A 22627-nucleotide genomic window follows, 5' to 3' on the forward strand; every position below is an offset into this window, starting at 1 on the left:
AGGGGAGTGGCACTAACCAGCGCAAAGGGGAGTGGCACCTGGCCGATCCCAGCCGTGCGCCCGATCCGGCCTTCAGACTCGCGGGGCCAAGCCTCAAAGGGTGCCTACGCGTTGTCGCGGATCAAATTGGTGATCCGCGCCGTGGAGAGGCGCCGCCCGGCGTCATCGGTCATCACGACTTCGTGCACGGTCAGCGAACGCCCCAGTTGGATCGCCGTCGCAGTGCCGGTGACCAGTCCCGAGGAGACGGAGCGGTGATGACTGGCGCCGACTTCGATGCCGACGGCGTGGCGGCCGGCGCCCGCGTGCAGAGTCGCCGCGAAGGACCCCAGCGTTTCAGCCAGCACCACGTGCGCGCCGCCATGCAGGATGCCCGCCACTTGGGTATTCCCTTCCACCGGCATGGTTGCCACCATGCGCTGCGGCGTCATCTCGCTGAAAACGATGCCCATCTTCACCACGAGCGATCCCACCCCGGTGTGTATCAGCAACCGGTGCAAGTGTTCCGGGACACCGGCGTCGACCAGTTCGGCGATCGTGGCCGCGGCCGAGGCCGGAAGCGCGCCCTGCGAGTGTCCCGCAGCACTGTCGCCGGGTGTGAATTTGTCGCTCATGGGAACTAGGCTGGCAGGTGTGAGTGAAACTAACAAACCGGAAGCAGCCACCGCGACAGTAGAGACGGAGGGAGCCCCCGTTTCCGGCCCGGAGAGCGAAGCATCGGGGCCAAAGCGCCTGCTGCTGATCGATGGCCATTCGATGGCGTTCCGCGCGTTCTATGCCCTGCCGGTGGAAAACTTTTCCACGGATACCGGCCAGCACACGAATGCCGTCTACGGTTTCACCTCCATGCTGATCAAGATGATCGAGCAGCGCGAACCGACCCACATCGCCGTGGCGTTCGACCTGGACACTCCCACCTTCCGCACCGAGGAGTATTCCGAGTACAAGGGCGGCCGCAACAAAACCCCCGAGGAATTCCACGGCCAGGTGGACCTGATCGTCAAGGTGATGGAGGCGATGCAGATCCCCACCGTCACCCTGGACGGATACGAGGCCGACGACGTCATCGCCACCCTGAGTGAGCGGGCGGAGAAGTCCGGCTGGGAGGTTCTGGTGGTGTCGGGGGACCGTGACGCGTTCCAGCTCATCACGGACAAAGTCACCGTGCTGTACCCGAAGAAGGGCATCAGCGACATCCCGCCGATGGACGCCGACGCGGTGGAAGCCAAGTACTTCGTCCGGCCCGAGCGGTACGCCGATCTCGCGGCCCTCGTCGGTGAGACCGCCGACAACCTTCCCGGCGTTCCCGGCGTGGGCCCGAAGACCGCTGCCAAGTGGATCAATTTCTACGGCGGCGTGGAGGGCATCCTGGAGAACCTGGATTCGATTGGCGGCAAGGTAGGCGAGGCGCTCCGGGCCAATGTTGATTCCGTCAAGCGCAACCGCCGGCTGAACCACCTGCTCCGGGACCTGGACCTGCCCGTGAAACTGGAGCACATGGTGCTGCAGCACCCCGACCGGGCCGCCATCGAGGAACTCTTCGATGCACTCCAGTTCAACACCCTGCGCAAGCGTCTCTTCGACCTTTTCGGCGAGGAGGACGCCGTCCGCGAGACGGAGGTCAATGCCCCCGCCCACACGGTGGTCACCGATGCGGCCGCCCTGAAGGAATGGCTGGAGGAGACCAACCAGCACAACGTTGCCTTGCAGTTGGTGGCCGAAACCGCGGAAGGCGGGGACGACGCCGTCGGGCTGGCCCTGGTGGCCCACGCCCAGGCGGCCTACGTGCCGCTGACTTCGCTGGACGCCGACGCCGAGCAGCTGCTGGCACACTGGCTGTCCGACCTTGACGCACCGAAGGTCGTCCACGACTTCAAGTACGCCTACAAGGTTCTCTCGCGGCGCGGGTTCGAGCTGCTGGGCGTCGTTGACGACACCGCGATTTCGGCCTATCTCATCCAGCCGGACCGGCGCAGCTACGAACTGGCCGACCTGGCCCAGTACCACCTGAAGATGTCCGTGGCGGCCCCCGAAACCGCAGCCAACGGGCAGTTGGAGCTCGGCCTGTCCGAGGATGACAAGGCCGGACCGGCCGTCGTGCAGGCCTTCGCCGCGCTGCAGCTGAGCGAACACTTCGCCGGTCAACTGGTGGATCGCGGCGCCAACCAACTGCTGGGCGGGCTTGACCTGCCCCTGTCGCTGGTACTGGCGCGGATGGAACTGGACGGCATCGCCGTGGACGCCGGCGCGCTGGACCGGCTGGTGGACGACTTCACCGTGACCATCGACGCTGCCAGCTCGGCGGCCTTCGGCATCATCGGCAAGGAAATCAACCTGGGCTCGCCCAAGCAGCTGCAGACGGTGCTGTTCGAGGAGCTGGGGCTGCCGAAGACCAAGAAGATCAAGACCGGCTATTCGACCGACGCCGATGCGCTCAACGACCTGTTCGCCAAGACGGGCAACGAATTCCTGGTCCAGCTGCTGGCCTATCGTGACGCCTCGAAGCTGCGGCAAACGGTGGAAGGCCTCCGCAAGACCGTGGCGGATGATGGGCGGATCCACACCACCTACGCGCAGACTGTGGCCGCCACCGGCAGGCTGTCCTCCCTCAACCCGAACCTGCAGAACATCCCGGTCCGGTCGGAGGCGGGCCGGCGCATCCGCGAGGCGTTCGTCGTCGGCGAGGGTTACGAGCTGCTGTTGACCGCCGACTACTCGCAGATCGAAATGCGCATCATGGCCCACCTGTCCGGAGACGAGGGCCTCATCCAGGCTTTCCGCTCGGGCGAGGACCTGCACCGGTTTGTCGGTGCGCACATCTTCGGGGTCGCCCCGGAGGACGTCACCAGCGAGATGCGCGCCAAGGTCAAGGCCATGTCCTACGGTCTGGTGTACGGGCTGAGTTCCTTCGGGCTGTCCAAGCAGCTGAACATCTCCGTGGACGAGGCGCGGACCCTGATGAAGGAATACTTCTCCCGGTTCGGCGCTGTCCGCGACTACCTGCGTGGAGTGGTGGACAAGGCCAGGGTGGACGGATTTACCTCGACCATCGAAGGCCGCCGCCGCTACCTGCCGGACCTGGCCAGCGACAACCGCCAGCTGCGCGAGATGTCGGAGCGGGCCGCCCTGAACGCGCCCATCCAGGGATCGGCGGCGGACATCATCAAGAAGGCCATGCTCGGCGTTTCCGAGGAGCTGCGCCACCAGGGGCTGAAGTCCCGGATGCTGCTGCAGGTCCACGACGAACTCGTGCTTGAAGTAGCGGCGGGGGAGCGGGAACAGGTGGAGAAGTTGGTGCGTGCCCAGATGGGCGGCGCCGCGGAACTGACGGTGCCGTTGGACGTGTCCGTGGGTGTCGGCGCCAACTGGCAGGAAGCCGGACACTAGGCACGTCCCGCCTCCGGCGTCCCCGGCACGCCGAGGCGGCGACGCTTTTGTGCGATGGCGGCGGCTCCCCTGGCGGACCGGGGGAGGTGCCGCTAGGCTCGAAGATCGTGACCACGCACACCCAGGAAACCCGCCAGGACATCCGCATTGACCGGTTTGCCGCCGGGCTCGACGGCGACCGGCCGGACGCCAGGACCCTCGGCTGGTTCGAAGCGGTCAGGTTCGGGTTCCACGACGGCAAGCCCGATGCCTCCGACATCGCCGCCTACGCCCGGGTCTACGGCACGGACCAGCGGATCCTTTGGGGCGCCTACGACGACACGCAGCGGCCGGGCGTGTGGGACCCCGAAGTGCCTGTCGCTACCTACGCCACCATGGTCAACACCCTCAACGTGGGCGGCGGGCGGCTGCTGGACACCCACCTGATCACCGCGGTGACGGTCCGGGCGACGCATCGGCGCCGCGGCCTGCTGCGGCGGATGATCACCGACGACCTGAAGCAGGCGGCCGGCCGGGGACTCGCGATGGCGGCGCTCACCGCTTCCGAGGCCACCATCTACGGACGCTTCGGGTTTGGCGCGGCGACGTTCATCCGCGAAGTGGAAATCGATGCCCGCGAACGGTTCGGGCTGCGCGCCGCCGCGACGGGGACGATGGAGTTGGCCGACCCGGCTTCGCTCCAGGACCTGGCGCCGGAAATATTCAGCGGGTTCCACACCCGGACCCTTGGCTCCGTCGGGCGCCAGGCCAGTTACGCCTTCCGGGTCTCGGGCCGCTGGAGCGAGGACAAGGCGTCGGAAGACAAGTCGCTGCGGGCGGCCGTCCATTACGACGGCGACGGCCGGCCGGACGGCTATGTCAGCTACCGCTTTGCCGGCTGGGACAGCAAGCCCTACACCGTGAAGGTGGCTGACCTGGTTGCCGCCGGGCAGGACGCATACCTGGAATTGTGGCGTTACCTCGGGTCGCTGGACCTATTGGAACGGATCAAGTTCCCGCTCGGGCCGGTGGAGGATCCGCTGGCGTGGGGCCTGGCCGACAGCCGCGGCTACGAGGTGGCGGCGGTCGAAGATGTGTTGTGGCTGCGCGTGCTGGACCCGGTAGCGGCCCTCCAAGCCAGGCCGTACCTGCACGACGGCTCGTGCTCCCTGCGGATCACCGATCCACTGGACATCTGCGGCGGCGCTTACCGGCTGACCGTCAAGGACGGCCGGGGAGTGGTAGACGTGCTGCCGGAGGACGCGGACGTCGACGCCACAGTGCCCGTGGATTCCCTCGGTTCGCTCTATCTGGGCGGAGTCCAGGCGCGGACCTTGGCGGCGGGCGGCCACTTCTCCGGTACGTCAGCGGAGGCGGTGTACAGAATGGACCGACTGTTCGCAACGGACACCCCTCCGTATTGCATCACGCATTTTTGACCCTCCAGGGAAGGGGGGCCGGGGGTACTGTTTCGGCGTGCACCTGCGCCTTGACAGGGCGCGTCGCTTTGCCGGGATTGGCGCGACCAGTTAGACTTATTGGGCGCGTAATGCGTATGGAGAGCCCTTCGCCGAAGGCAGGCTCCATGAGCTTCACCAAAACACATCAGTCCGTTTCCGTAAACGGCATTGCATCCCGTGTGCTGCAGCTGGCCAATGCTGCTGCGCGCCGGGACGCAGGGCAGCAGCGGAACTCAGAAAACTATCCACATCGGAGCCCCTACTACATGACCATCACCTCCACCGAGAAGCCCGGTACCCCGCAGGTCGCCATCAACGACATCGGTACCGCTGAAGACTTCCTCGCAGCCGTCGACGCGACCATCAAGTACTTTAATGATGGCGATCTGGTCGAAGGCACTGTCGTCAAGGTTGACCGCGACGAAGTCCTGCTCGACATCGGTTACAAGACCGAAGGTGTCATCCCCTCCCGCGAGCTTTCCATCAAGCACGACGTCGACCCGGGCGAAGTTGTCTCCGTCGGTGACGAGGTCGAAGCCCTGGTGCTGACCAAGGAAGACAAGGAAGGCCGCCTGATCCTGTCCAAGAAGCGTGCTCAGTACGAGCGCGCCTGGGGCGACATCGAGAAGGTCAAGGAAGAGGACGGCGTTGTTACCGGCACCGTCATCGAGGTTGTTAAGGGTGGCCTGATCCTCGACATCGGTCTGCGCGGCTTCCTGCCCGCGTCCCTCGTCGAGATGCGCCGCGTGCGCGACCTGGCTCCGTACATCGGCCAGCAGATCGAAGCGAAGATCATCGAGCTGGACAAGAACCGCAACAACGTTGTGCTGTCCCGCCGTGCATGGCTCGAGCAGACCCAGTCCGAGGTCCGCTCCACCTTCCTCAACAAGCTGGAGAAGGGCCAGGTCCGTCCGGGCGTCGTCTCCTCCATCGTCAACTTCGGTGCCTTCGTGGACCTGGGCGGCGTCGACGGCCTGGTGCACGTCTCCGAGCTGTCTTGGAAGCACATCGACCACCCGTCCGAGGTCGTCGAGGTTGGCCAGGAAGTCACCGTCGAGGTGCTCGAGGTGGACCTGGACCGCGAGCGCGTGTCCCTGTCCCTGAAGGCCACCCAGGAAGACCCGTGGCAGACCTTCGCCCGCACCCATGCCCTGGGCCAGATCGTCCCGGGCAAGGTCACCAAGCTGGTTCCGTTCGGTGCGTTCGTCCGCGTCGAAGACGGCATCGAGGGCCTGGTCCACATCTCCGAGCTGGCCGTGCGCCACGTGGAGCTGGCCGAGCAGGTTGTCTCCGTCAACGACGAGGTCTTCGTCAAGGTCATCGACATCGACCTGGAACGCCGCCGCATCTCGCTGTCCCTGAAGCAGGCCAACGAGGGCGTCGACCCGGAGGGCTCCGAGTTCGACCCGGCCCTCTACGGCATGGCTGCCGAGTACGACGAGCAGGGCAACTACAAGTACCCGGAGGGCTTCGACCCGGAGACCAACGAGTGGCTCGAAGGTTACGAGGCGCAGCGCGCCGCGTGGGAGCAGCAGTACGCCGACGCCCAGGCGCGCTGGGAAGCCCACAAGAAGCAGGTTGCTGCCTCCATGGCAGAGGAAGCCGAGGCTCCGAGCGAGTCCGAGGCCGCTCCGACCAGCTACTCCTCCGACGCCCCGGCGGCTCCGGCCTCCAGCGGCGGCACCCTGGCTTCCGACGAAGCCCTGGCTGCACTGCGTGAGAAGCTGACCGGCCAGTAACAACGGCCCTCGGCGCCGGGGCAACCCGGCACCGCTGACTGAGGAACCCCCGCACCCCAGGGTGCGGGGGTTCCTGCTGTCTCCGGCGCCTTTCCCGGAGCGCCGGCAAGCCGTCGCTGCGCGGCCGGTGTCCGTTCGGGGGCCGCTCCGGTCCTTGCCCGGTGCAGGCGTGGGATTTAGGGTGAGGAACGTACGGACACCCACGCAGGCCGTTGGCCGGAATGGAGAGAACATGGCAGAAAAAGTCGACATTCACGCCTTGCAGCAATCCACAGTGTGGGACAGCGAGCAGCAGAAACTGGGCGTGGTGGGGCAGGTCCACCAGGATCCGGTGACCGGAACCATCACCTGGCTCACCGTTGGCCTGGGCCTGGCCGACAGCCGCGAGAAGTTCGTCCCGGTCGCCGGAGCCCGCATTGAATCACGCGACGTGTACGTCGCCTACAGCCATGACACCATCAAGGACTCGCCCTCGCCGGACGCATCCGACAGCCTCAGCCCGGCGGAAGAGGCCGACTTGCGCAGGTACTACGGCGTCTAGAGCCGCTTCTCAGCGCCGGGTGCTGACGGTGACCGTGAACTTGGAGTTCCTCGCCACCTGCCGGGTTGGCCCCACCAGCCGGTTCAGCGCCGGTTTGTAGGCCAGGTGGCTGTTCCAGACAGTCCACAATTCCCCGGCCGGCCCCAGCACCCGCCCGGCGTCGGCGAAGAGTTTCAGCGCGATGCCCGCGTGCACGGCATTGCCGATATGGAACGGCGGGTTGAGCACCACCAGCTGCTCGGAGGCCGGCGGCAGGGAGGACAGCGCATCGTCTCTAAGGACCTGCACGCGGTCCGCCACGGCGTTGGCTTCCGCCGTGGCGCGTGCCGACGCGACGGCGGAGGCCGACTGGTCGCTTGCCAGGACCCGCATTCCCGGGCGTGACAGGGCCAGATAGGCGGCGATGGATCCGTTGCCGCACCCGAGGTCGACGGCGCGGTCCGCTTGCCGGGCGCCCGCCAAGAAGGGCAGCAGGAACCGGGTGCCGGGATCCAGCTTGGGCCCGCCGAACGTGCCGCCGAAGGCAAGCAGCCGCAGCGGAACCGGCAGCCCGACGTCGTGCTCTTCGGCCAGGGGAAAGCGCCCGCCCGTCGCCGGCAGCGGTCCCGTGGCCGTGAGCACGCGTGCCTTCTGCCGCGCCAGCCCTGCAGAAACCGAGGAGAAGGAGGCGCCGAGCACGGAGTTCATCGCCGTAGTCATGTGCTTGACGCGCCCGCCGGCCAGGACGGTGACGCCGGGCGAGGCGGCCGCCGCGATGCAGCCGGCGATCTCCTCCAGCGCATCGAGCGCGCGGGGCAGCTGCAGCAGCACGAGCCCTGCGCCGTCGAACGCCGCCGGTTCCAGCAGGCAATTCCGGTAGCCCGCCAGTCCCATCCGCGCGGCGTTGTTGGCCAGGGCCCGCTCGGAACTGAGCGGGTCCTGGACCACGCGCATGCCGTGCTTGCCGGCTGCCGCGAGGGCCAGCGTGAGCGCCCCGTAGTGGTCGTTGACGACCGTGATCCGGCTGCCGTCCACGCCGTCCAACAGGGGCGCGGCGGTGTCCAGCAGCAACCTGTCGGCCGCGTCGTAGGCGAAGAGGTTGTCCGCCTCCACATCCGGCCAGCGCCGGAGCTCGGAAAAATCGAACGCGGGCCGCTCAGTCAAGGTCCACCCATTCCGTGCCCAGCGGTTCCGCGGCCGGACCACCCGAGGTCAGCGCGGCAAGCTGCTCCTCGACCCGGGAAATGACCGCCGGCTCGTCGTCGATCGCCAGGCTGATCCGGACCCCGTCGGCTCCGTACTCGCTGCCAAGCACCACGGTGCCGGCCGCGCGCAGGTCATTTTCCAAACGCCCGGCGTGGGCGTGGGCCGCCGGCACCGCGAACAGGCGCATCCGGCGCCGCCGGACCAGCGGCGCTGCCGCCACGGCCTGCGACACCGACTCCGAATAGGCCCGCACCAGTCCTCCGGCTCCCAGCAGGATGCCCCCGAAATAGCGGACGACGACGGCCGCGACGTCGCTGAGGTCCGTCAGCCCGGGCGCCGTCTCGCGTTTGAGCAGGGCCTCCAGCATGGGCGCCCCGGCCGTACCGGCGGGCTCGCCGTCGTCGTTGGAGCGCTGGACGCCCCGGTCCGGGCCCAGCAGGAAGGCGCTGCAGTGGTGCCGGGCGTCGTGGAATTCGCGGCGCAGCTCCGCGACCAGGCCGCGGGCCTCTTGTTCCGTTTCCACCCGGCGCAGCACCGTGATGAACCTCGAGCGTTTGATTTCGATCTCATGCCGCTGCTCGCCGGCTACGGTGGTGTAGCTGCTGCCGGGGGACGGGGGAACCATAGGATCCAGCCTAGTGCGCCCGCCCGGGGCCCTTGTCCGGCGGTCCCGCGCGTGCCTAGTCTGGGTGGCACAGGGCCGCGCCCGCGGGGCGGCCGGAAAACGCAACGAACGGCGGAACCATGGCGAAAAACCAACCGGAATTCGACCCGCGTGTTTCAGGCGGCAAGGGCCACGGCCCGGCCGCGCCCGACGGCGTCAACGAAGGCCGGGCATCGGCCGACCAAGGCGACTCGGCCAACCCTGATCCCGAGAGCCAGAACATCACCGGGCTGGAACCAGGCGGTGGCGTTCCGCCCGGAGAAACTCCGCCCGCCGAAGACCAGATGAGCGCCGACCAAGGGCACGAGGAGTAGCGGGCCCGGGCACTAAAGCCCGGGGGAGGCTGGACACGCGGTGGCGCGGCGCCTGTCCGCGTGCTGGCTAGACTAAGGCCGTGCTCAGAATCGGACTCACCGGCGGCATCGCCGCCGGAAAATCGCTGGCTGCCCGGCGGCTAACCGAGCTCGGCGCCACCCTCATCGACGCCGACGCCATCGCCCGGGAAGTGGTAGAGCCCGGCACCGACGGCCTGCGCGCCGTCGTCGATGCGTTCGGCCCCGGGATCCTCACAGCCGACGGCCGGCTTGACCGGCCGGCGCTCGGCGCCCTGGTCTTCAACGATCCCGCGCACCGCGAGCGCCTGAATGGGATCGTGCACCCACTGGTGCGCGCCACGGCGGCCGCGCGGGCGGCGGCGGCGGGCGAGAGCGCCATCCTGGTCCAAGACATCCCGCTGCTGGTGGAAACCGGGCAGAGCCCCTCCTTCCATCTTGTCCTGGTGATCGATGCGCCCGAAGACGAGCGGCTGCGGCGCATGGTCGAGGACCGCGGCATGAGCGAAACCGACGCCCGCTCCCGTATCGCCGCCCAGGCCTCCCCGGCGGAACGTCGGGCCGCCGCCGACGTCGTGCTGGAAAACAACGGCACCCGGGAGGAATTGTTAGCGGCGCTGGACGCGCTCTGGGCGGAACGCCTGGTGCCCTTCAACCGGAACCTCTTGGCCGGACGGCTGGCTCCGCGCACCGGCCCGCCGGTCCTGCTCGACCCGCAGCCGGAGTGGCCGGCGCAGGCAGCCCTGCTCGCGGCGCGGCTCAGCCGCGCCGACCCGCGCATTCTTGCCGTCGACCACGTGGGTTCGACCGCCGTTCCGGGGCTGCCGGCCAAGGACGTGCTGGACCTGCAGGTGACCGTGGGGAGCCTGGACGACGCCGACTCCGCCGCGGACGCCCTGGCGGACGCCGGCTTCCCGCGCTGGCCGGGTACCTGGCGGGACACCCCGAGGCCACAGCATCCGGAGCCGGGGGACTGGCAGAAAAGACTGCACGGCAACGCCGACCCGGGCCGTGCCGTCAACGTCCACATCCGGGAAGCCGGTTCCCCGGGGTGGCGCTACGCCCTGCTGTTCCGGGACTGGCTGCGGGCCAACCCCGGTGCGGCCGCGGCGTATCTGGCCGAGAAACGTCGGCTCGCCGGCCTGCATGCGTCCGACCCCTCGACCGGCGGCTACGCCCGTGCGAAGGAAGACTGGTTCAGCCGGACGGCCGATCCGCAGATGAACGAGTGGGCCCGGGACACCGGGTGGAAACCGCCCGCCGTCGGCAGCTAGCGCCGGCGGCCTCACCCCGCGGACGGGGCGAACTGGCTCGCGGTGAACACGGCGCCCTGCGGGTCCCGGATCAGGGCATCCCGGGTCCAATCGGACGTGGTTTGGCCGAGCACCGTCCCGCCCCGGCGTTCGACGTCGGCGGCGGTCTCGTCGCGGTCGGCGACCGTGAACGCCACGTGCCAGTGTGCCGTCTCGCCGGGCTGCAGGCCCGTGAGCCACCCGATGGCATCGGCGAATCCCGGCGGGACGTTGATGCCCGACTGGCGCTCGTGGATGCCGGGATCACTGGTCGCCTGCAGGTGGTCGCCGTAGCCGGGGACGCGAATCATGCTGCCGAAACCGACGTCGTCGAAGCGCCAGCCGAAGACCTCTCCGTAGAAGGCCGACGCTGCGGCGGGATCGGCGGCGTGCAGGTCGCTGAAGTTCCACGCGCCCGGCATATTGACCGCCTGGGCGCCCGGCCGGTTCCGCGCCTGCCAGAGCCGGAACGGGACGCCGGCCGGATCCGCACACAGCGTCGCCCGGCCGCCGTCACCGGCATCGGCCGGGCCGGAGAGCACCTGACCGCCCGCGGAGCGGATCCTCTCCGCCGCCGCCTCCGAGTCCAGGACGGCGACGTACGTGTTCCACGCGGGGGTGGCGCCCGCAGTGCCCTCGCCAAGGCCGGCAACGTCCCGGCCGTCGAGCCTGGCGATCACATAGCGCGGAGATACCCCCGGCGGAGTGGCCTCGGCGAAGGTCCAGCCAAAGATCCCGCCATAGAATTTTTTGGCCGCCTCAAGGTCACGGTGTTCGACGTCGATCCACGACGTCACACCCTCGGGATAGGTCCGGACCAGGTCCATGGCGTGCCTTCCGTTCGTCGTCGGCTGCACCCACACATTTACCGCACGCGGCGGGTACCGGGCAACGGTCAGCGGGCAAGGCGCGGGCCGATCCGCTGCCGGGTGAGGCCCGGAGCGATCCCGGACCCACGCTGAAGGCACGGGCCAATACGCTGCCGGGTTAGGCCCAGAGCGATTCCGGACCCACGCTGACCGCAATCGGGTCTACCGTTAACGGCATGAGTCTTGCGCAGGACATCAAACGCGTTGTGGCGCCCTTCGAAGTCGTCAGCGAATTCCAGCCGGCCGGCGACCAGCCGGCCGCCATCGCGGAACTGACCGAACGGATCCAGGCGGGCGAGAAGGACGTCGTGCTGCTCGGTGCCACCGGCACCGGCAAGTCCGCGACCACCGCCTGGCTGGTGGAAAAGGTGCAGCGGCCCACCCTGGTGCTGGTGCAAAACAAGACCCTGGCCGCGCAGCTGGCCAACGAGTTTCGTGAGCTGCTGCCCAACAACGCCGTGGAGTACTTCGTCTCCTATTACGACTACTACCAGCCGGAAGCCTACGTGGCACAGACGGATACCTTCATCGAGAAGGACTCCTCCATCAACGAGGAAGTCGAACGTTTGCGCCACTCTGCCACCAACGCGCTGCTGACCCGGCGCGACGTCATCGTGGTGGCCACCGTGTCCTGCATCTACGGTCTGGGCACGCCGGAAGAATACATCGCGGGCATGGTCACGCTCCGTAAGGGCGCGGAAATGAACCGGGATGACATGCTGCGCCGGTTCGTCGCCATGCAATATGCCCGCAACGACATCGACTTCCACCGGGGCACGTTCCGGGTCCGGGGCGATACCGTGGAGATCATTCCGATGTACGAGGAACTGGCCGTGCGGATCGAGTTCTTCGGGGACGAAATCGAGAACATCCAGACGCTGCATCCCGTTACCGGGGAGATCATCCGGGAAGAGACTGAAATGTACGTCTTCCCGGCGTCGCACTATGTGGCCGGTGAGGACCGGATGAGCCGGGCGATCAGGGACATCGAGGACGAACTGCGCGACCGGCTGCAGGTCCTTGAGTCGCAGAACAAGCTGGTGGAGGCGCAGCGGCTGCGGATGCGTACCACCTATGACCTCGAAATGATGCAGCAGATGGGGTTCTGCAACGGCATCGAGAACTATTCGCGGCATATCGACGGCCGCGGTCCGGGCACCGCGCCGCACTGCCTGCTGGATTACTTCCCGGACGATTTCCTGCTGGTGATCGACGAATCGCACGTTACTGTGCCGCAGATCGGCGCGATGTACGAGGGCGACATGTCCCGCAAGCGCAATCTGGTGGACTACGGTTTCCGCCTGCCGTCCGCGATGGACAACCGGCCGCTGAAGTGGGACGAGTTCCTGGAACGGATCGGCCAGACCGTCTACCTCTCCGCCACGCCGGGCAAGTACGAGCTGTCCAAGTCCGACGGTTATGTCCAGCAGATCATCCGGCCCACGGGCCTGGTGGACCCCGAGGTCATCGTCAAGCCGACCAAGGGCCAGATCGACGACCTGCTGGGCGAGATCAATGCGCGCGTGGAACGCAACGAACGCGTCCTGGTCACCACCTTGACCAAGCGGATGGCCGAGGACCTCACCGACTACCTGAACGAGCACGGCGTGAAGGTCCAGTACCTGCACTCCGACGTGGACACCCTTCGCCGGGTGGAACTGCTCCGCGAGCTGCGGATGGGCACGTTCGACGTGCTGGTGGGCATCAACCTGCTGCGCGAGGGCCTGGACCTGCCGGAGGTCTCGCTGGTCGCCATCCTGGACGCGGACAAGGAAGGCTTCCTGCGCAGCAGCACCTCGCTGATCCAGACCATCGGCCGTGCCGCCCGCAACGTGTCGGGGCAGGTGCACATGTACGCGGACAAGATCACCGACTCCATGGCCAAGGCGATCGAGGAAACGAACCGCCGCCGAGAGATCCAGGTCGCGCACAACAAGAAACACGGGGTGGACCCGCAGCCCCTGCGGAAGCGGATCGCCGACATCACCGACCAACTGGCCCGCGAGGACGCCGACACCCAGCAACTGCTCAAGGAGTTCGACTACGGCAAGGGCAAGCGGGGGTTGTCCGCCGCCGTGCCCAAGGACAAGATCCGCCGCGACGGACTGGCTGCGGCACCGGCCGAGGATTTGGGCGAGCTGATCGCCCAGATGACGGAGCAGATGCACGCCGCCGCGGCGGAACTCCAGTTTGAGCTGGCTGCCCGGCTGCGCGACGAGGTCTCGGACCTGAAGAAGGACCTGCGGCAGATGCGCGCCGCCGGCCACGCCTAAGCCCTCCGCAGCTGCCGCACGGACTTCCGGCGGTGAAACGACGAAGGCGGTGCGCGCCCGCCGTCGTCGGGCGCACCTACGCTACACTTGACCGAGCGTAGGGGAGTATCCCGAACACTGTGGACGTCAACACGCGGGGCATCGACGCCCCGCCGGGCACAGTGGCCTGGCCGCAGAGCGGAAGGCGGAGAGACTTGCGGCGAACACTCGCACCCGCGCACCGCACCCGCGCGGCATCTTCTGTGAAAGGCAAGGTTCCGTGTCGGACCAATTATCGCTGCCCTTTGAGATCACGTCCTTCGTGGTTCTGGGCGTCATCCTGCTGTTTGACCTGCTGTACGTGGTTAAGCGGCCGCACGAGCCGTCGATGAAGGAGGCCGGCCTCTGGGTCGGTTTCTACGTCACACTGGCGCTGATCTTCGCAGGCATGCTGTTCTGGCAGGCCGGCCCCGACTACGGCCAGGAATTCGTGGCCGGCTGGATCACCGAGTACAGCCTCAGCGTGGACAACCTGTTCGTCTTCATCATCATCATGGCCAGGTTCTCCGTGCCGAGGAAGTACCAGCAGGAAGTGCTGATGTTCGGCATCATCATCGCGCTGATCCTACGGGGCATCTTCATCCTGCTGGGCGCGACGCTGATCGCGCAGTTCAGCTGGGTGTTCTACATCTTCGGGGCGTTCCTGCTCTGGACCGCCTGGAAGCAGGCAACAGACTCGGGCGAGGACGAGGAAGAGGGCTCCGAGTCCGGGCTGATTTCCCGGCTGACCAAGAAGCTGCCGGTCAGCGAGCACTACGACGGCAACAAGCTGCGCACCACGGTGGACGGCAAGCGCCTGTTTACCCCCATGGTCATGGTTTTCATCACCATCGGCATGACCGACCTGTTGTTCGCGGTTGACTCCATCCCGGCGATCTTCGGCCTCACCCAGAGCGCGTTCATCGTCTTCACGGCGAACATCTTCGCGCTGATGGGCCTGCGCCAGCTGTACTTCCTGCTGGGCGGCCTGATGGACCGCCTGGTCTACCTCAAGCACGGGCTGTCGGTCATCCTGGCCTTCATCGGCGTGAAGCTGATCTTCCACGCGCTGCACGAGAACGAGTTGCCGTTCATCAACGGCGGCCAGCATGTTGAGTGGGTCCCGGAGATCAGCACCCAGCTGTCGCTCGGCGTGATCATCGGCACCCTGGTGGTCGCCACGGTGGCCAGCCTGCTCAGCCCGGCGGGCCGCCAGGCAGCCATCGATGCGCGGCTGGCAAAGGACGCCGAGCGCGCCAGGGCCGACGGCGAGGCCGCCGAGTCGGACGCCGAGCCGGCCCAGTCGGACGCCGGGCGCGTCCAGTCGGAGGCCGAGCGCGCCAAGTCCGACACCGAGTAACGGCGGTTTAACCGGTTGCAGGTCGACTAGGATCGGCGTGTGACCCAGCAACCAGACGCGGCGCTGAACGCAGACCCTCGCACGAGGGACGTTCAGCGCCGCGTCGTTGTTTCCCTGTCATTGGCCCAGCTGTTCAGCGGCTTGGGCCACGGCGCCGGGCTGGCCATCGGCTCGCTGCTGGCCGTGGAACTCACCGGCAGCGAGGCCCTGGCGGGAACGTCCACGATGGCGATAGCCCTGGCGGGCGCGCTGGCGGCACTGCCGTTGGCCGGTGTCGCCGCCCGTTCCGGACGCCGGCGGGCGCTGGTCACCGGTCTGCTGCTGGCCCTGCTGGGTTCGGCGTTGATGGCGCTGGCACCGGTCACCGGATCCTTTGCGGTGCTGCTGGCTGGCTCCGCCCTCTTGGGGGTCGGCAACGCAGCCAACCTGCAGGCCCGTTTCGCGGCGGTGGACCTGGCCGTGCCACAGCATCGCGGCCGGGACCTGGCCTTCGTGGTCTGGTCCATTACGGTCGGTGCCGTGACCGGCCCCAACCTGATCCGCCCGGGCGCGGAATTGGGCGCTGCGCTCGGGTTGCCCGAATCGTCCGGACCCTTCCTGTTCTCGATGGCGGGCATGGCCATCGGCGCCGCGCTGCTGCTGGTGGGCCTGCGGCCGGACCCGTTGGGCTATGCGCGTGCACGCGGCGGCGGGGACGCCCGGCCGGTCGACCGCCGCGGAACCCTGCGGACGGGCGTGGCTGCGATCCGGCACCATCCCATGGCCGCGCTCGGATTGGCGGCTGTGGTGGGCGCCCAGCTGGTGATGGTAGCGGTGATGTCCATGACGCCGGTGCACCTACAGGCGCTGGACCATGCGGGCGGGCACCAGCACAGCCAGACAGACACGTTCGCCATCATCGGCTTCACCATCTCGCTGCATCTGGCCGGCATGTACGCGCTCTCGCCGCTGATGGGCTGGCTGACCGATCGGCTGGGACGCACCCGAACCATCGTGGCCGGTCAGCTGGTCCTCCTGGCCGCGACGGCGCTGGCCGGGCTGGGACAGCAGGACACGTGGCTGGTGGGTGCCGGTCTGGTGTTGCTGGGCCTGGGGTGGTCGGCCTCGGTGATTGCCGGCTCCACGCTGTTGGCCGAGTCGGTGCCGGAATCCGGCCGCGTGCCGGCGCAGGGCCTGTCCGACACACTCATGGGCGCCGCGGGGGCCCTGGGGGCAGCCCTGTCGGGTCCGCTGCTGGCCGCCCTGGGGTTCGCCGGCCTGAACGCGGCGGCCGCCGTGGCTGCGGGCATCTTGCTGGCGATGGCTTTCGCCGCCCGCGGCGGGGGCGTCCCGGCAGGCGTGGGGGCCGGCGACAGGAGCCCATCGTGAGCCGCCGGCAGGTCTTGGCCGCAGGAGCCGTGGTGTCGACCCTCCTGTCGGGCTGCGGTGACGAGGGCGTCCCTGCATCCTTCGGTGCCGTCCACTCGGGTCCGGGGGACGAGGTCCTGCTGGTGAACCCCGCCAGCGGCCGGGAGAACTTCGAGATGGAGGCCGGCTTCGAGGGAACCCTCGAGCTGTCTGCGGAGGATTGCGTCATCGGTAAGGACACGTCGGGTCGTGAGGTCATGCTGGTGTTTCCGGCCGACGCCGAATTCGGCCACGGGCGGGAACTGCTGACCGTGGAAGTCGAAGGCCGGTCTTTGGCGATCGGCGGACCGGTATTCTTCGGCGGGGGAACCCTCCGGCAGGACCAACTCGACCGTCTCTCCGAGAGCGCGCCGGAGGACTGCCTGCGGAGCGAAAACTTCTACGTGCAGACCATCGGGTAAAGCTTCCCGGCGCGTTGCCCGGTCTTGAGGGACGGCGGTTAGCCCCGGACCATGCCGAGCAGGCGCCGGAAGACGGCCTCGCCGTCGTCGGCAATGCCGTCATGATGGAACTCACCGGTTTCCCAGACCTGCAGCCCCTTCACCTGCGCGGCCGTTTCCAGCGACAGGCCGCGCTCCACGTAGATATCGTCGCGGTAGACGGCCGCCGCGGCGGGGACGCTGTTCCCGGCCAGCCGGTCGGGGTCGTAGAGGGCCGGCCAATCCGACTTCGCCGCCAGCAGCTCGGCCACCTCCCGCAGCGGAACCAGGGCCGGGTCCTGCTCGAAGTACCAGGGATAGACCATTTCGCCGGTGAGCAGCGGCTCGTCCGCCTCCGGGGCGAACTGCGGGAAGTCCCGGAGCACGCGCCACGCGGCCCAGCCGGTCGCTTCGCCCTGGGCATAGATGGATTCGTGCATCAGGGCATAGAGGGGGTTGGACGCACGGCTCGCCAGCGCGGAGACCTGCTCCAGGAAGGTATCCGAGAGCCGCTGGCCGGACGGTGTCGGGACGAAGGCGTCCTCCAGCAGGTAGTGCAGGGCGTCGATCCGGGTGTTGCCACCCAAGAACGACCCGGCCATCTGGAACCGGCCGGTGGTGAGGCGCTCGCCGGACGGCAGGTATTCGGGCACCGCTTCCAGGTGTCGTGCGACGGCGGTGACCCGGGCCCGGTCTTCCGGGTAGCGGGCGAAGTATTCGCGGTTGCGTGCTTCCACCCGGGGAAACGTGGCCCGGTAGACCTGCTCGGCTCCTCCCGCCAGCGGGGCCAGGCCGCCGGTGATCAGCACTTCCCGCAGCCCCTCGGGCGCGAGGGAGAGGTAGGTCAGCGCACAGAAGCCGCCGTAGCTCTGCCCGAAAATGCTCCACGGTCCGCTGCCGAGTTCCTGCCGGATCAGCTCGGCGTCGCGCACGATCGAGTCCGCACGGAAATGGGCCAGGAAGGCCGCCTGCGCCGCCGCGTCGCCGCGCATCGGCAGCGTCTGCCGGTTCACGGGGGAGGAGAGGCCGGTGCCGCGCTGGTCCAGCATGAGGATGCGGAAGGTCTTGGCCGCCTCCTTCATCCAGCCGGACAAGGACGTCACCCGGTTGCCGCGGCCGCCTGGCCCGCCCTGCAGGAACAGCAGCCACGGCAGCCGTGCCGCGGCGCCGTCGTCGTGTTCCAGCGAGGAATACTCGCGGGCGAAAATTTCGAGGGTTTCGCCGTCCGGATCCGCATGGTCGAGCGGCACGTCGAAGAAATACCCGGCCGTCCTCATGCCGCGGATGCGGTGCGTTCCGGTCACCCGGTGTCCGGTCACTGGTGCACCCGGCCGGCACCCGAGCCGAACGAGGCGAGGGCGTCGCCGGCCAGCCGGAACGTCGACCATTCCTCCTGGGGGCGGGCGCCGAGGCTGCGGTAGAAGTCGATGGACGGGCGGTTCCAGTTCAGTACCGCCCACTCCACCCGGGCGTACCCGGACGCCACCGCGTGGCTGGCCAGCGTCTGCAGCAGGGCCTTGCCGTATCCCCGTCCGCGGGCCTCGGGCCGGACATACAGGTCCTCCAAATAGATGCCGTGCACACCCTCCCACGTGGAAAAGTTCCGGAACCAGAGGGCGAAACCCTGCACACCGCCGTCGTCTTCCGCGACGTGCGCGAAGACCGACGGCCGGGCGGAAAACAGGGCGTCCTGCAGCTGTTCCGGCGTGGTTTTGACGGCGTCCGGTTCCTTCTCGTACACGGCCAGGTCGCGGATCAGGTCGAGGATGACGGGGACATCGGCTTCGTCGGCCGGACGGATCACAGACATGACAAAAGCCTAGCGTCCCGGAGCGGGCGCTACGGTTTGAGCACCACCTTGATGCAGCCGTCGTCCTTCTTCTGGAATTTCTCGTACATCTCCGGGGCCTGGTCCAGCGGGGCCGTGTGCGTGACCAGGTCGCCGACGCCGAGCGGATCTGCCGGATCGCCCGCCAGCGGCAGCACGTCGTCGATCCAGCGCCGGACGTTGCACTGGCCCATCCTCAGCGTGACCTGCTTGTCGAAGAGCGTGAGCATCGGCATGGGGTCGGCCTGGCCGGCGTAGACGCCGGACAGCGAGATGGTGCCGCCGCGGGCTACGGCGTCGATCGCGGCGTGCAGGACGGAGAGGCGGTCCAGGCCTGCCGTCGACATCAGCTTCCTGGCCACGGGGTCGGGGAGGAGTCCGACGGCGAATTGCGCGGTGGCCGCCGCGGTCGCGCCGTGCGCCTCCATGCCGACCGCGTCGACCACCGACTCCGGACCGCGGCCTTGGGTCGCGTCGCGCAGCTCGTCGGCGATCTTTGGTCCCCACGTCAGGGTCTCGATGCCGTGCCTGCGGGCCATGTCCAGCCGCTCCGGGACGAGGTCGACCCCGATCACGCGGTGGCCCAGGTGGCGGCCGATGCGGGCCGCGAACTGGCCGACCGGCCCGAGCCCGAAAACTGCCAGCGTGCCGCCGTCGGGAACCTGCGCGTAGGCCACTGCCTGCCACGCGGTCGGGAGGATGTCGGAGAGGAACAGGTATTGCTCGTCCGGCGCCTGGCTGTCCTCGATCTTGATGGGGCCGTAGTCCGCGTGCGGGACGCGCAGGAACTCGGCCTGCCCGCCCGGAACCGATCCGTAGAGCTCGGTGTAGCCGAACAGTGCGGCGCCTGAACCCTTGTCCTTGACCTGCGTGGTTTCGCACTGCGACTGCAACCCCCGGCTGCACATATGGCAGCGCCCGCACGCGATGTTGAAGGGGACCACCACCCGGTCGCCGGGCTTGAGCCCCGGCACGGCGCTGCCGGTCTCCTCGACGATCCCCATGGGTTCATGGCCCAGGACGTCGCCGGGCGACAGGAACGGGCCAAACAGCTCGTAGAGGTGCAGGTCGGACCCGCAGATGGCGGTGGAGGTGACCCTGATGATGGCGTCGGTGGGCTCCCGCAGCACCGGGTCGGGAACCTGCTCGACGCTCAGCTTCCGTTTGCCTTGCCAGGTCAGTGCTTTCACGATTGTCCCCCTGTCGCGCCGCCCGGGGGAGCGCAGGCCGCGCCCCGCGGAAGGTAAGTGTGCTTACCACCCTAGGGTTGCTGCCAACCGCCTGCAAGCGGACGCCGCCGGCCTCAGCCGCCGGCCGGTCCGACGTCGAGAATCCGGACCGCGGCCGCTCCCGTCTCGTTGCTGGCGGCAAGGTCCACTTCGGCGCTGATGCCCCAGTCCCGGTTGCCGGCCGGATCATCGAAGATCTGCCGCACCTTCCAGACGGCCGGCTGCTCCTCGATGATCAGCAGCGCCGGTCCGCGCGCATCGGGCCCGATGCCGAGGTCGTCGTACTCCTCGTAGTAGGCATCCATCGCGTCCGCCCAGCGGTCGGCGTCCCAGCCCGCATCCGCATCCAGTGCGCCGAGTTCCTCTTCCTGCTCCTCCGCGAACAGTTCCACCCGGCGGAACAACTCGTTGCGCACCATGACGCGGAAGGCCCGGATGTTGTCGGTCAGCTTCGGCGGCTCCTGCGTGAACACCGACTCGGCGGCGTGCTCGGCCGCCAGATCAGCGGCGCCCTTGCCCGCGGCGAGTTCTTCCCACTCGTCCAGCAGGCTGGAGTCGACCTGCCGCACCAGCTCGCCCAGCCAGGCGATGATGTCGGCCAGATCCTCGCGCAGCGCCTCGGCCGGCACGGTCTGCCGCAGCGCCTTGTAGCCGTCGGTGAGATAGCGGAGCACTATGCCCTCGCTGCGGGCCAGCCCGTAGAACTGCACGAACTCGCCGAAATTCATCGCCCGCTCGTACATGTCACGGATCACCGACTTCGGCGCGAGTTCAAAATCGCCCAGCCAGGGCGCACCGTGCCGGTAGGTCTCGAAGGCGGCCTCGAGCAGCTCGGCCAGCGGCTGCGGGTAGGTGACCTCGTCCAGCAGGGCCATCCGCTGGTCGTATTCGATGCCGTCGGCCTTCATCGCAGCGACGGCTTCGCCGCGTGCCTTCTTCTCCTGCGCGGACAGGATCTGGCGGGGCTTCTCGAGCGTGGCCTCGATGATGGAGACCACGTCCAGTGCGTAGCCGCCGTCCTCGGGGTCCAGCAGGTCCAGGCTGGCCACCGCGAACGGGGAAAGCGGCTGGTTCAGCGCGAAATTCGGCTGCAGCTCCACCTTCAGCCGGACGAGGTGCCCGTTCTCGTCCGGCGCGTCCAGTCGTTCCACCAGGCCGGAAACCACCAGCTCTCGGTAAATGCCCAGGGCCTTCTTGATCAGCTTCAGCTGGGACGCGCGTGTTTCGTGGTTGCGCGTCAGCAGCCGTTTGGCGGCGGCGAACGGGTCCCCGGGGCGCTCGAGAATGTTCAGCAGCATCGCGTGGCTGATGGTGAAGCTGGACGTCAACGGTTCGGGTTCGCTCTCCACCAGCTTGTGGAAGGTCGGTTCGCCCCAGCTCACGAAGCCGGTCGGCGGCTTCTTCTTCACCACCTGGCGAAGCTTTTTCTGGTCGTCGCCGAACTTGGCCACCGCCTTGGCCATGGCCTTGGTGTTCTCCACCACGTGTTCCGGGGCCTGCACGACGACGGTGCCCGCCGTGTCATAGCCCGCCCGGCCCGCGCGCCCGGCGATCTGATGGAATTCGCGTGCATTGAGCAGGCGGGTGCGCACGCCGTCGTACTTGCTCAGGGCGGTCAGCAGCACGGTGCGGATGGGCACGTTGATGCCCACCCCCAGGGTGTCGGTGCCGCAGATGACCTTCAGCAGCCCGGCCTGCGCCAACTGCTCCACGAGCCGTCGGTACTTGGGCAGCATGCCCGCGTGGTGGACACCAATGCCGTGCCGGACCAGGCGGTTGAGGGTCTTGCCGAAGCCGGCCGCGAACCGGAAACCCGAGATCAGTTCCGCGATGCGGTCCTTCTCCTCGCGGGTGCAGACGTTGATGCTCATGAGGTTCTGTGCACGCTCTATGGCTTCCAGCTGGCTGAAGTGCACCACGTAGACGGGAACCTGCCTGGTGGTGAGCAGTTCCTCCAGCGACTCCTGCACGCTGGTCTGCACATAGTAGTAATGCAGCGGAATGGGGCGTTCGGCCGAACTGACGGTGACCGTCGTCCTGTCGGTGAGGTCGGTGAGTTCCTTCTCGAACCGGGTCACGTCGCCCAGCGTCGCGGACATCAGCAGGAACTGCGCCTGCGGCAGTTCCAGCAGCGGCACCTGCCAGGCCCAGCCGCGCTGCGGGTCGGAGTAGTAGTGGAACTCGTCCATGACCACCGTGCCAAGGTCCGCGGCGGAGCCCTCGCGCAACGCGATGTTGGCCAGGATCTCGGCGGTGCAGCAGATGATCGGGGCGTCCTGGTTGACCGCCGAGTCGCCGGTGACCATGCCGACGTTCTCCGGTCCGAAGATGTCGCACAGGGCGAAGAACTTCTCCGACACGAGCGCCTTGATGGGTGCCGTGTAATAGCTGACGGTCCCGGTGGACATGGCGTGGAAGTGGGCCGCGATCGCCACCAACGACTTCCCGGACCCGGTGGGGGTTGCCAGGATGACGTTGTTGCCGGTAACCAGCTCCATGACGGCTTCGTCCTGGGCAGGGTAGAGCGACATTCCACGGGATTCGACCCACTCGGTGAACCAGGTGTAGACGTCGTCGGGATCTGAGGCAGTGCCGGTGCCCGGCAGGAGCTGGAGAAGATTCATGTTGTTTCCAGCTTATGCGGT

At 67.9% G+C, this 22627-nt stretch carries 18 protein-coding genes; 10 read left to right on the forward strand and 8 right to left on the reverse strand.

Annotated elements, in window-relative coordinates:
- Positions 1-104: 104 nt before the first annotated feature.
- Entirely contained in the window at positions 105-614 is a 510-nt protein-coding gene (locus tag AC5RVZ_RS21685; protein WP_494067732.1) for a hotdog fold thioesterase, read from the reverse strand.
- Here AC5RVZ_RS21685 and polA point away from each other — a divergent pair.
- From polA to AC5RVZ_RS21705, 4 genes are all read left to right on the forward strand, one after another.
- The gene (gene polA, locus AC5RVZ_RS21690) at positions 613-3387 is read left to right on the forward strand and encodes a DNA polymerase I (RefSeq protein ID WP_494067733.1); all 2775 of its coding nucleotides are present in this window, start codon (positions 613-615) and stop codon (positions 3385-3387) included. The genes AC5RVZ_RS21685 and polA overlap by 2 nt on opposite strands.
- Positions 3388-3494: 107 nt before the next feature.
- Positions 3495-4805: a GNAT family N-acetyltransferase gene (locus AC5RVZ_RS21695; RefSeq protein ID WP_494067734.1), complete on the forward strand. Its 1311-nt coding sequence runs from the start codon at positions 3495-3497 to the stop codon at positions 4803-4805.
- Between the two features lie 287 nt (positions 4806-5092).
- Positions 5093-6565 carry a 30S ribosomal protein S1 gene (rpsA, locus tag AC5RVZ_RS21700; protein ID WP_493980210.1) on the forward strand — a complete coding sequence of 491 codons (1473 nt, stop codon included), beginning with the start codon at positions 5093-5095 and terminating at the stop codon, positions 6563-6565.
- 232 nt (positions 6566-6797) lie between these two features.
- Complete coding sequence (locus tag AC5RVZ_RS21705; protein WP_494067735.1) at positions 6798-7106, forward strand: PRC-barrel domain-containing protein; 309 nt, start codon at positions 6798-6800, stop codon at positions 7104-7106.
- 9 nt (positions 7107-7115) lie between these two features.
- On the opposite strand, the gene AC5RVZ_RS21710 is transcribed toward AC5RVZ_RS21705, so the two are convergent.
- Complete coding sequence (locus AC5RVZ_RS21710; RefSeq protein ID WP_494067736.1) at positions 7116-8249, reverse strand: class I SAM-dependent methyltransferase; 1134 nt, start codon at positions 8247-8249, stop codon at positions 7116-7118.
- On the reverse strand, positions 8242-8916 hold the full coding sequence (locus AC5RVZ_RS21715) for an IMPACT family protein (protein ID WP_494067737.1): 675 nt from the start codon (positions 8914-8916) through the stop codon (positions 8242-8244). The genes AC5RVZ_RS21710 and AC5RVZ_RS21715 overlap by 8 nt, the downstream gene beginning before the upstream one ends.
- 119 nt (positions 8917-9035) lie before the next feature.
- Between AC5RVZ_RS21715 and AC5RVZ_RS21720 the strand changes: the two genes are divergently transcribed.
- Entirely contained in the window at positions 9036-9269 is a 234-nt protein-coding gene (locus tag AC5RVZ_RS21720) for a DUF6480 family protein (protein ID WP_494067738.1), read from the forward strand.
- An 80-nt stretch (positions 9270-9349) separates the two neighbouring features.
- Positions 9350-10561 carry a dephospho-CoA kinase gene (gene coaE / locus AC5RVZ_RS21725; protein WP_494067739.1) on the forward strand — a complete coding sequence of 404 codons (1212 nt, stop codon included), beginning with the start codon at positions 9350-9352 and terminating at the stop codon, positions 10559-10561.
- 11 nt (positions 10562-10572) lie between these two features.
- Here the strand turns inward: coaE and AC5RVZ_RS21730 are convergent, their stop codons facing one another.
- Positions 10573-11406 (reverse strand): VOC family protein, encoded by an 834-nt coding sequence (locus AC5RVZ_RS21730; RefSeq protein ID WP_494067740.1) that lies wholly within the window; start codon positions 11404-11406, stop codon positions 10573-10575.
- A 218-nt stretch (positions 11407-11624) separates the two neighbouring features.
- Between AC5RVZ_RS21730 and uvrB the strand changes: the two genes are divergently transcribed.
- From uvrB to AC5RVZ_RS21750, 4 genes are all read left to right on the forward strand, one after another.
- Positions 11625-13721, forward strand: a complete 2097-nt coding sequence (gene uvrB / locus AC5RVZ_RS21735; protein WP_494023150.1) for an excinuclease ABC subunit UvrB — start codon at positions 11625-11627, stop codon at positions 13719-13721.
- A gap of 259 nt (positions 13722-13980) precedes the next feature.
- Positions 13981-15099 carry a TerC family protein gene (locus tag AC5RVZ_RS21740; protein ID WP_494067741.1) on the forward strand — a complete coding sequence of 373 codons (1119 nt, stop codon included), beginning with the start codon at positions 13981-13983 and terminating at the stop codon, positions 15097-15099.
- 39 nt (positions 15100-15138) lie between these two features.
- Positions 15139-16467: an MFS transporter gene (locus AC5RVZ_RS21745; protein WP_494067742.1), complete on the forward strand. Its 1329-nt coding sequence runs from the start codon at positions 15139-15141 to the stop codon at positions 16465-16467.
- Positions 16464-16907 (forward strand): hypothetical protein, encoded by a 444-nt coding sequence (locus AC5RVZ_RS21750; RefSeq protein ID WP_494067743.1) that lies wholly within the window; start codon positions 16464-16466, stop codon positions 16905-16907. The genes AC5RVZ_RS21745 and AC5RVZ_RS21750 overlap by 4 nt, the downstream gene beginning before the upstream one ends.
- A 38-nt stretch (positions 16908-16945) precedes the next feature.
- Here AC5RVZ_RS21750 and AC5RVZ_RS21755 read toward each other — a convergent pair whose 3' ends face one another.
- The 4 genes from AC5RVZ_RS21755 to AC5RVZ_RS21770 form a co-directional block, all read right to left on the reverse strand.
- Positions 16946-18202, reverse strand: a complete 1257-nt coding sequence (locus tag AC5RVZ_RS21755) for an alpha/beta fold hydrolase (protein ID WP_494067924.1) — start codon at positions 18200-18202, stop codon at positions 16946-16948.
- Between the two features lie 38 nt (positions 18203-18240).
- On the reverse strand, positions 18241-18735 hold the full coding sequence (locus tag AC5RVZ_RS21760) for a GNAT family N-acetyltransferase (RefSeq protein ID WP_494067744.1): 495 nt from the start codon (positions 18733-18735) through the stop codon (positions 18241-18243).
- Positions 18736-18764: 29 nt separating this feature from the next.
- The gene (locus AC5RVZ_RS21765) at positions 18765-19943 is read right to left on the reverse strand and encodes a zinc-dependent alcohol dehydrogenase (RefSeq protein ID WP_494067745.1); all 1179 of its coding nucleotides are present in this window, start codon (positions 19941-19943) and stop codon (positions 18765-18767) included.
- A 113-nt stretch (positions 19944-20056) separates the two neighbouring features.
- Positions 20057-22606, reverse strand: coding sequence for a DEAD/DEAH box helicase (locus AC5RVZ_RS21770; RefSeq protein WP_494067746.1), 2550 nt, complete (start codon positions 22604-22606; stop codon positions 20057-20059).
- Positions 22607-22627: the final 21 nt, after the last annotated feature.

This window comes from Arthrobacter sp. Cza30 (assembly GCF_059090765.1).

What these genes read in the sequence shown, in the direction of transcription:
- polA (WP_494067733.1), top strand. Translation starts at nt 613, where the DNA reads ATGGGAACTAGGCTGGCAGGTGTGAGTGAAACTAACAAACCGGAAGCA.
- AC5RVZ_RS21685 (WP_494067732.1), bottom strand. Translation starts at nt 614, where the DNA reads ATGAGCGACAAATTCACACCCGGCGACAGTGCTGCGGGACACTCGCAG.
- rpsA (WP_493980210.1), top strand. Translation starts at nt 5,093, where the DNA reads ATGACCATCACCTCCACCGAGAAGCCCGGTACCCCGCAGGTCGCCATC.
- AC5RVZ_RS21705 (WP_494067735.1), top strand. Translation starts at nt 6,798, where the DNA reads ATGGCAGAAAAAGTCGACATTCACGCCTTGCAGCAATCCACAGTGTGG.
- AC5RVZ_RS21715 (WP_494067737.1), bottom strand. Translation starts at nt 8,916, where the DNA reads ATGGTTCCCCCGTCCCCCGGCAGCAGCTACACCACCGTAGCCGGCGAG.
- AC5RVZ_RS21720 (WP_494067738.1), top strand. Translation starts at nt 9,036, where the DNA reads ATGGCGAAAAACCAACCGGAATTCGACCCGCGTGTTTCAGGCGGCAAG.
- AC5RVZ_RS21730 (WP_494067740.1), bottom strand. Translation starts at nt 11,406, where the DNA reads ATGGACCTGGTCCGGACCTATCCCGAGGGTGTGACGTCGTGGATCGAC.
- uvrB (WP_494023150.1), top strand. Translation starts at nt 11,625, where the DNA reads ATGAGTCTTGCGCAGGACATCAAACGCGTTGTGGCGCCCTTCGAAGTC.
- AC5RVZ_RS21755 (WP_494067924.1), bottom strand. Translation starts at nt 18,202, where the DNA reads ATGAGGACGGCCGGGTATTTCTTCGACGTGCCGCTCGACCATGCGGAT.
- AC5RVZ_RS21760 (WP_494067744.1), bottom strand. Translation starts at nt 18,735, where the DNA reads ATGTCTGTGATCCGTCCGGCCGACGAAGCCGATGTCCCCGTCATCCTC.
- AC5RVZ_RS21770 (WP_494067746.1), bottom strand. Translation starts at nt 22,606, where the DNA reads ATGAATCTTCTCCAGCTCCTGCCGGGCACCGGCACTGCCTCAGATCCC.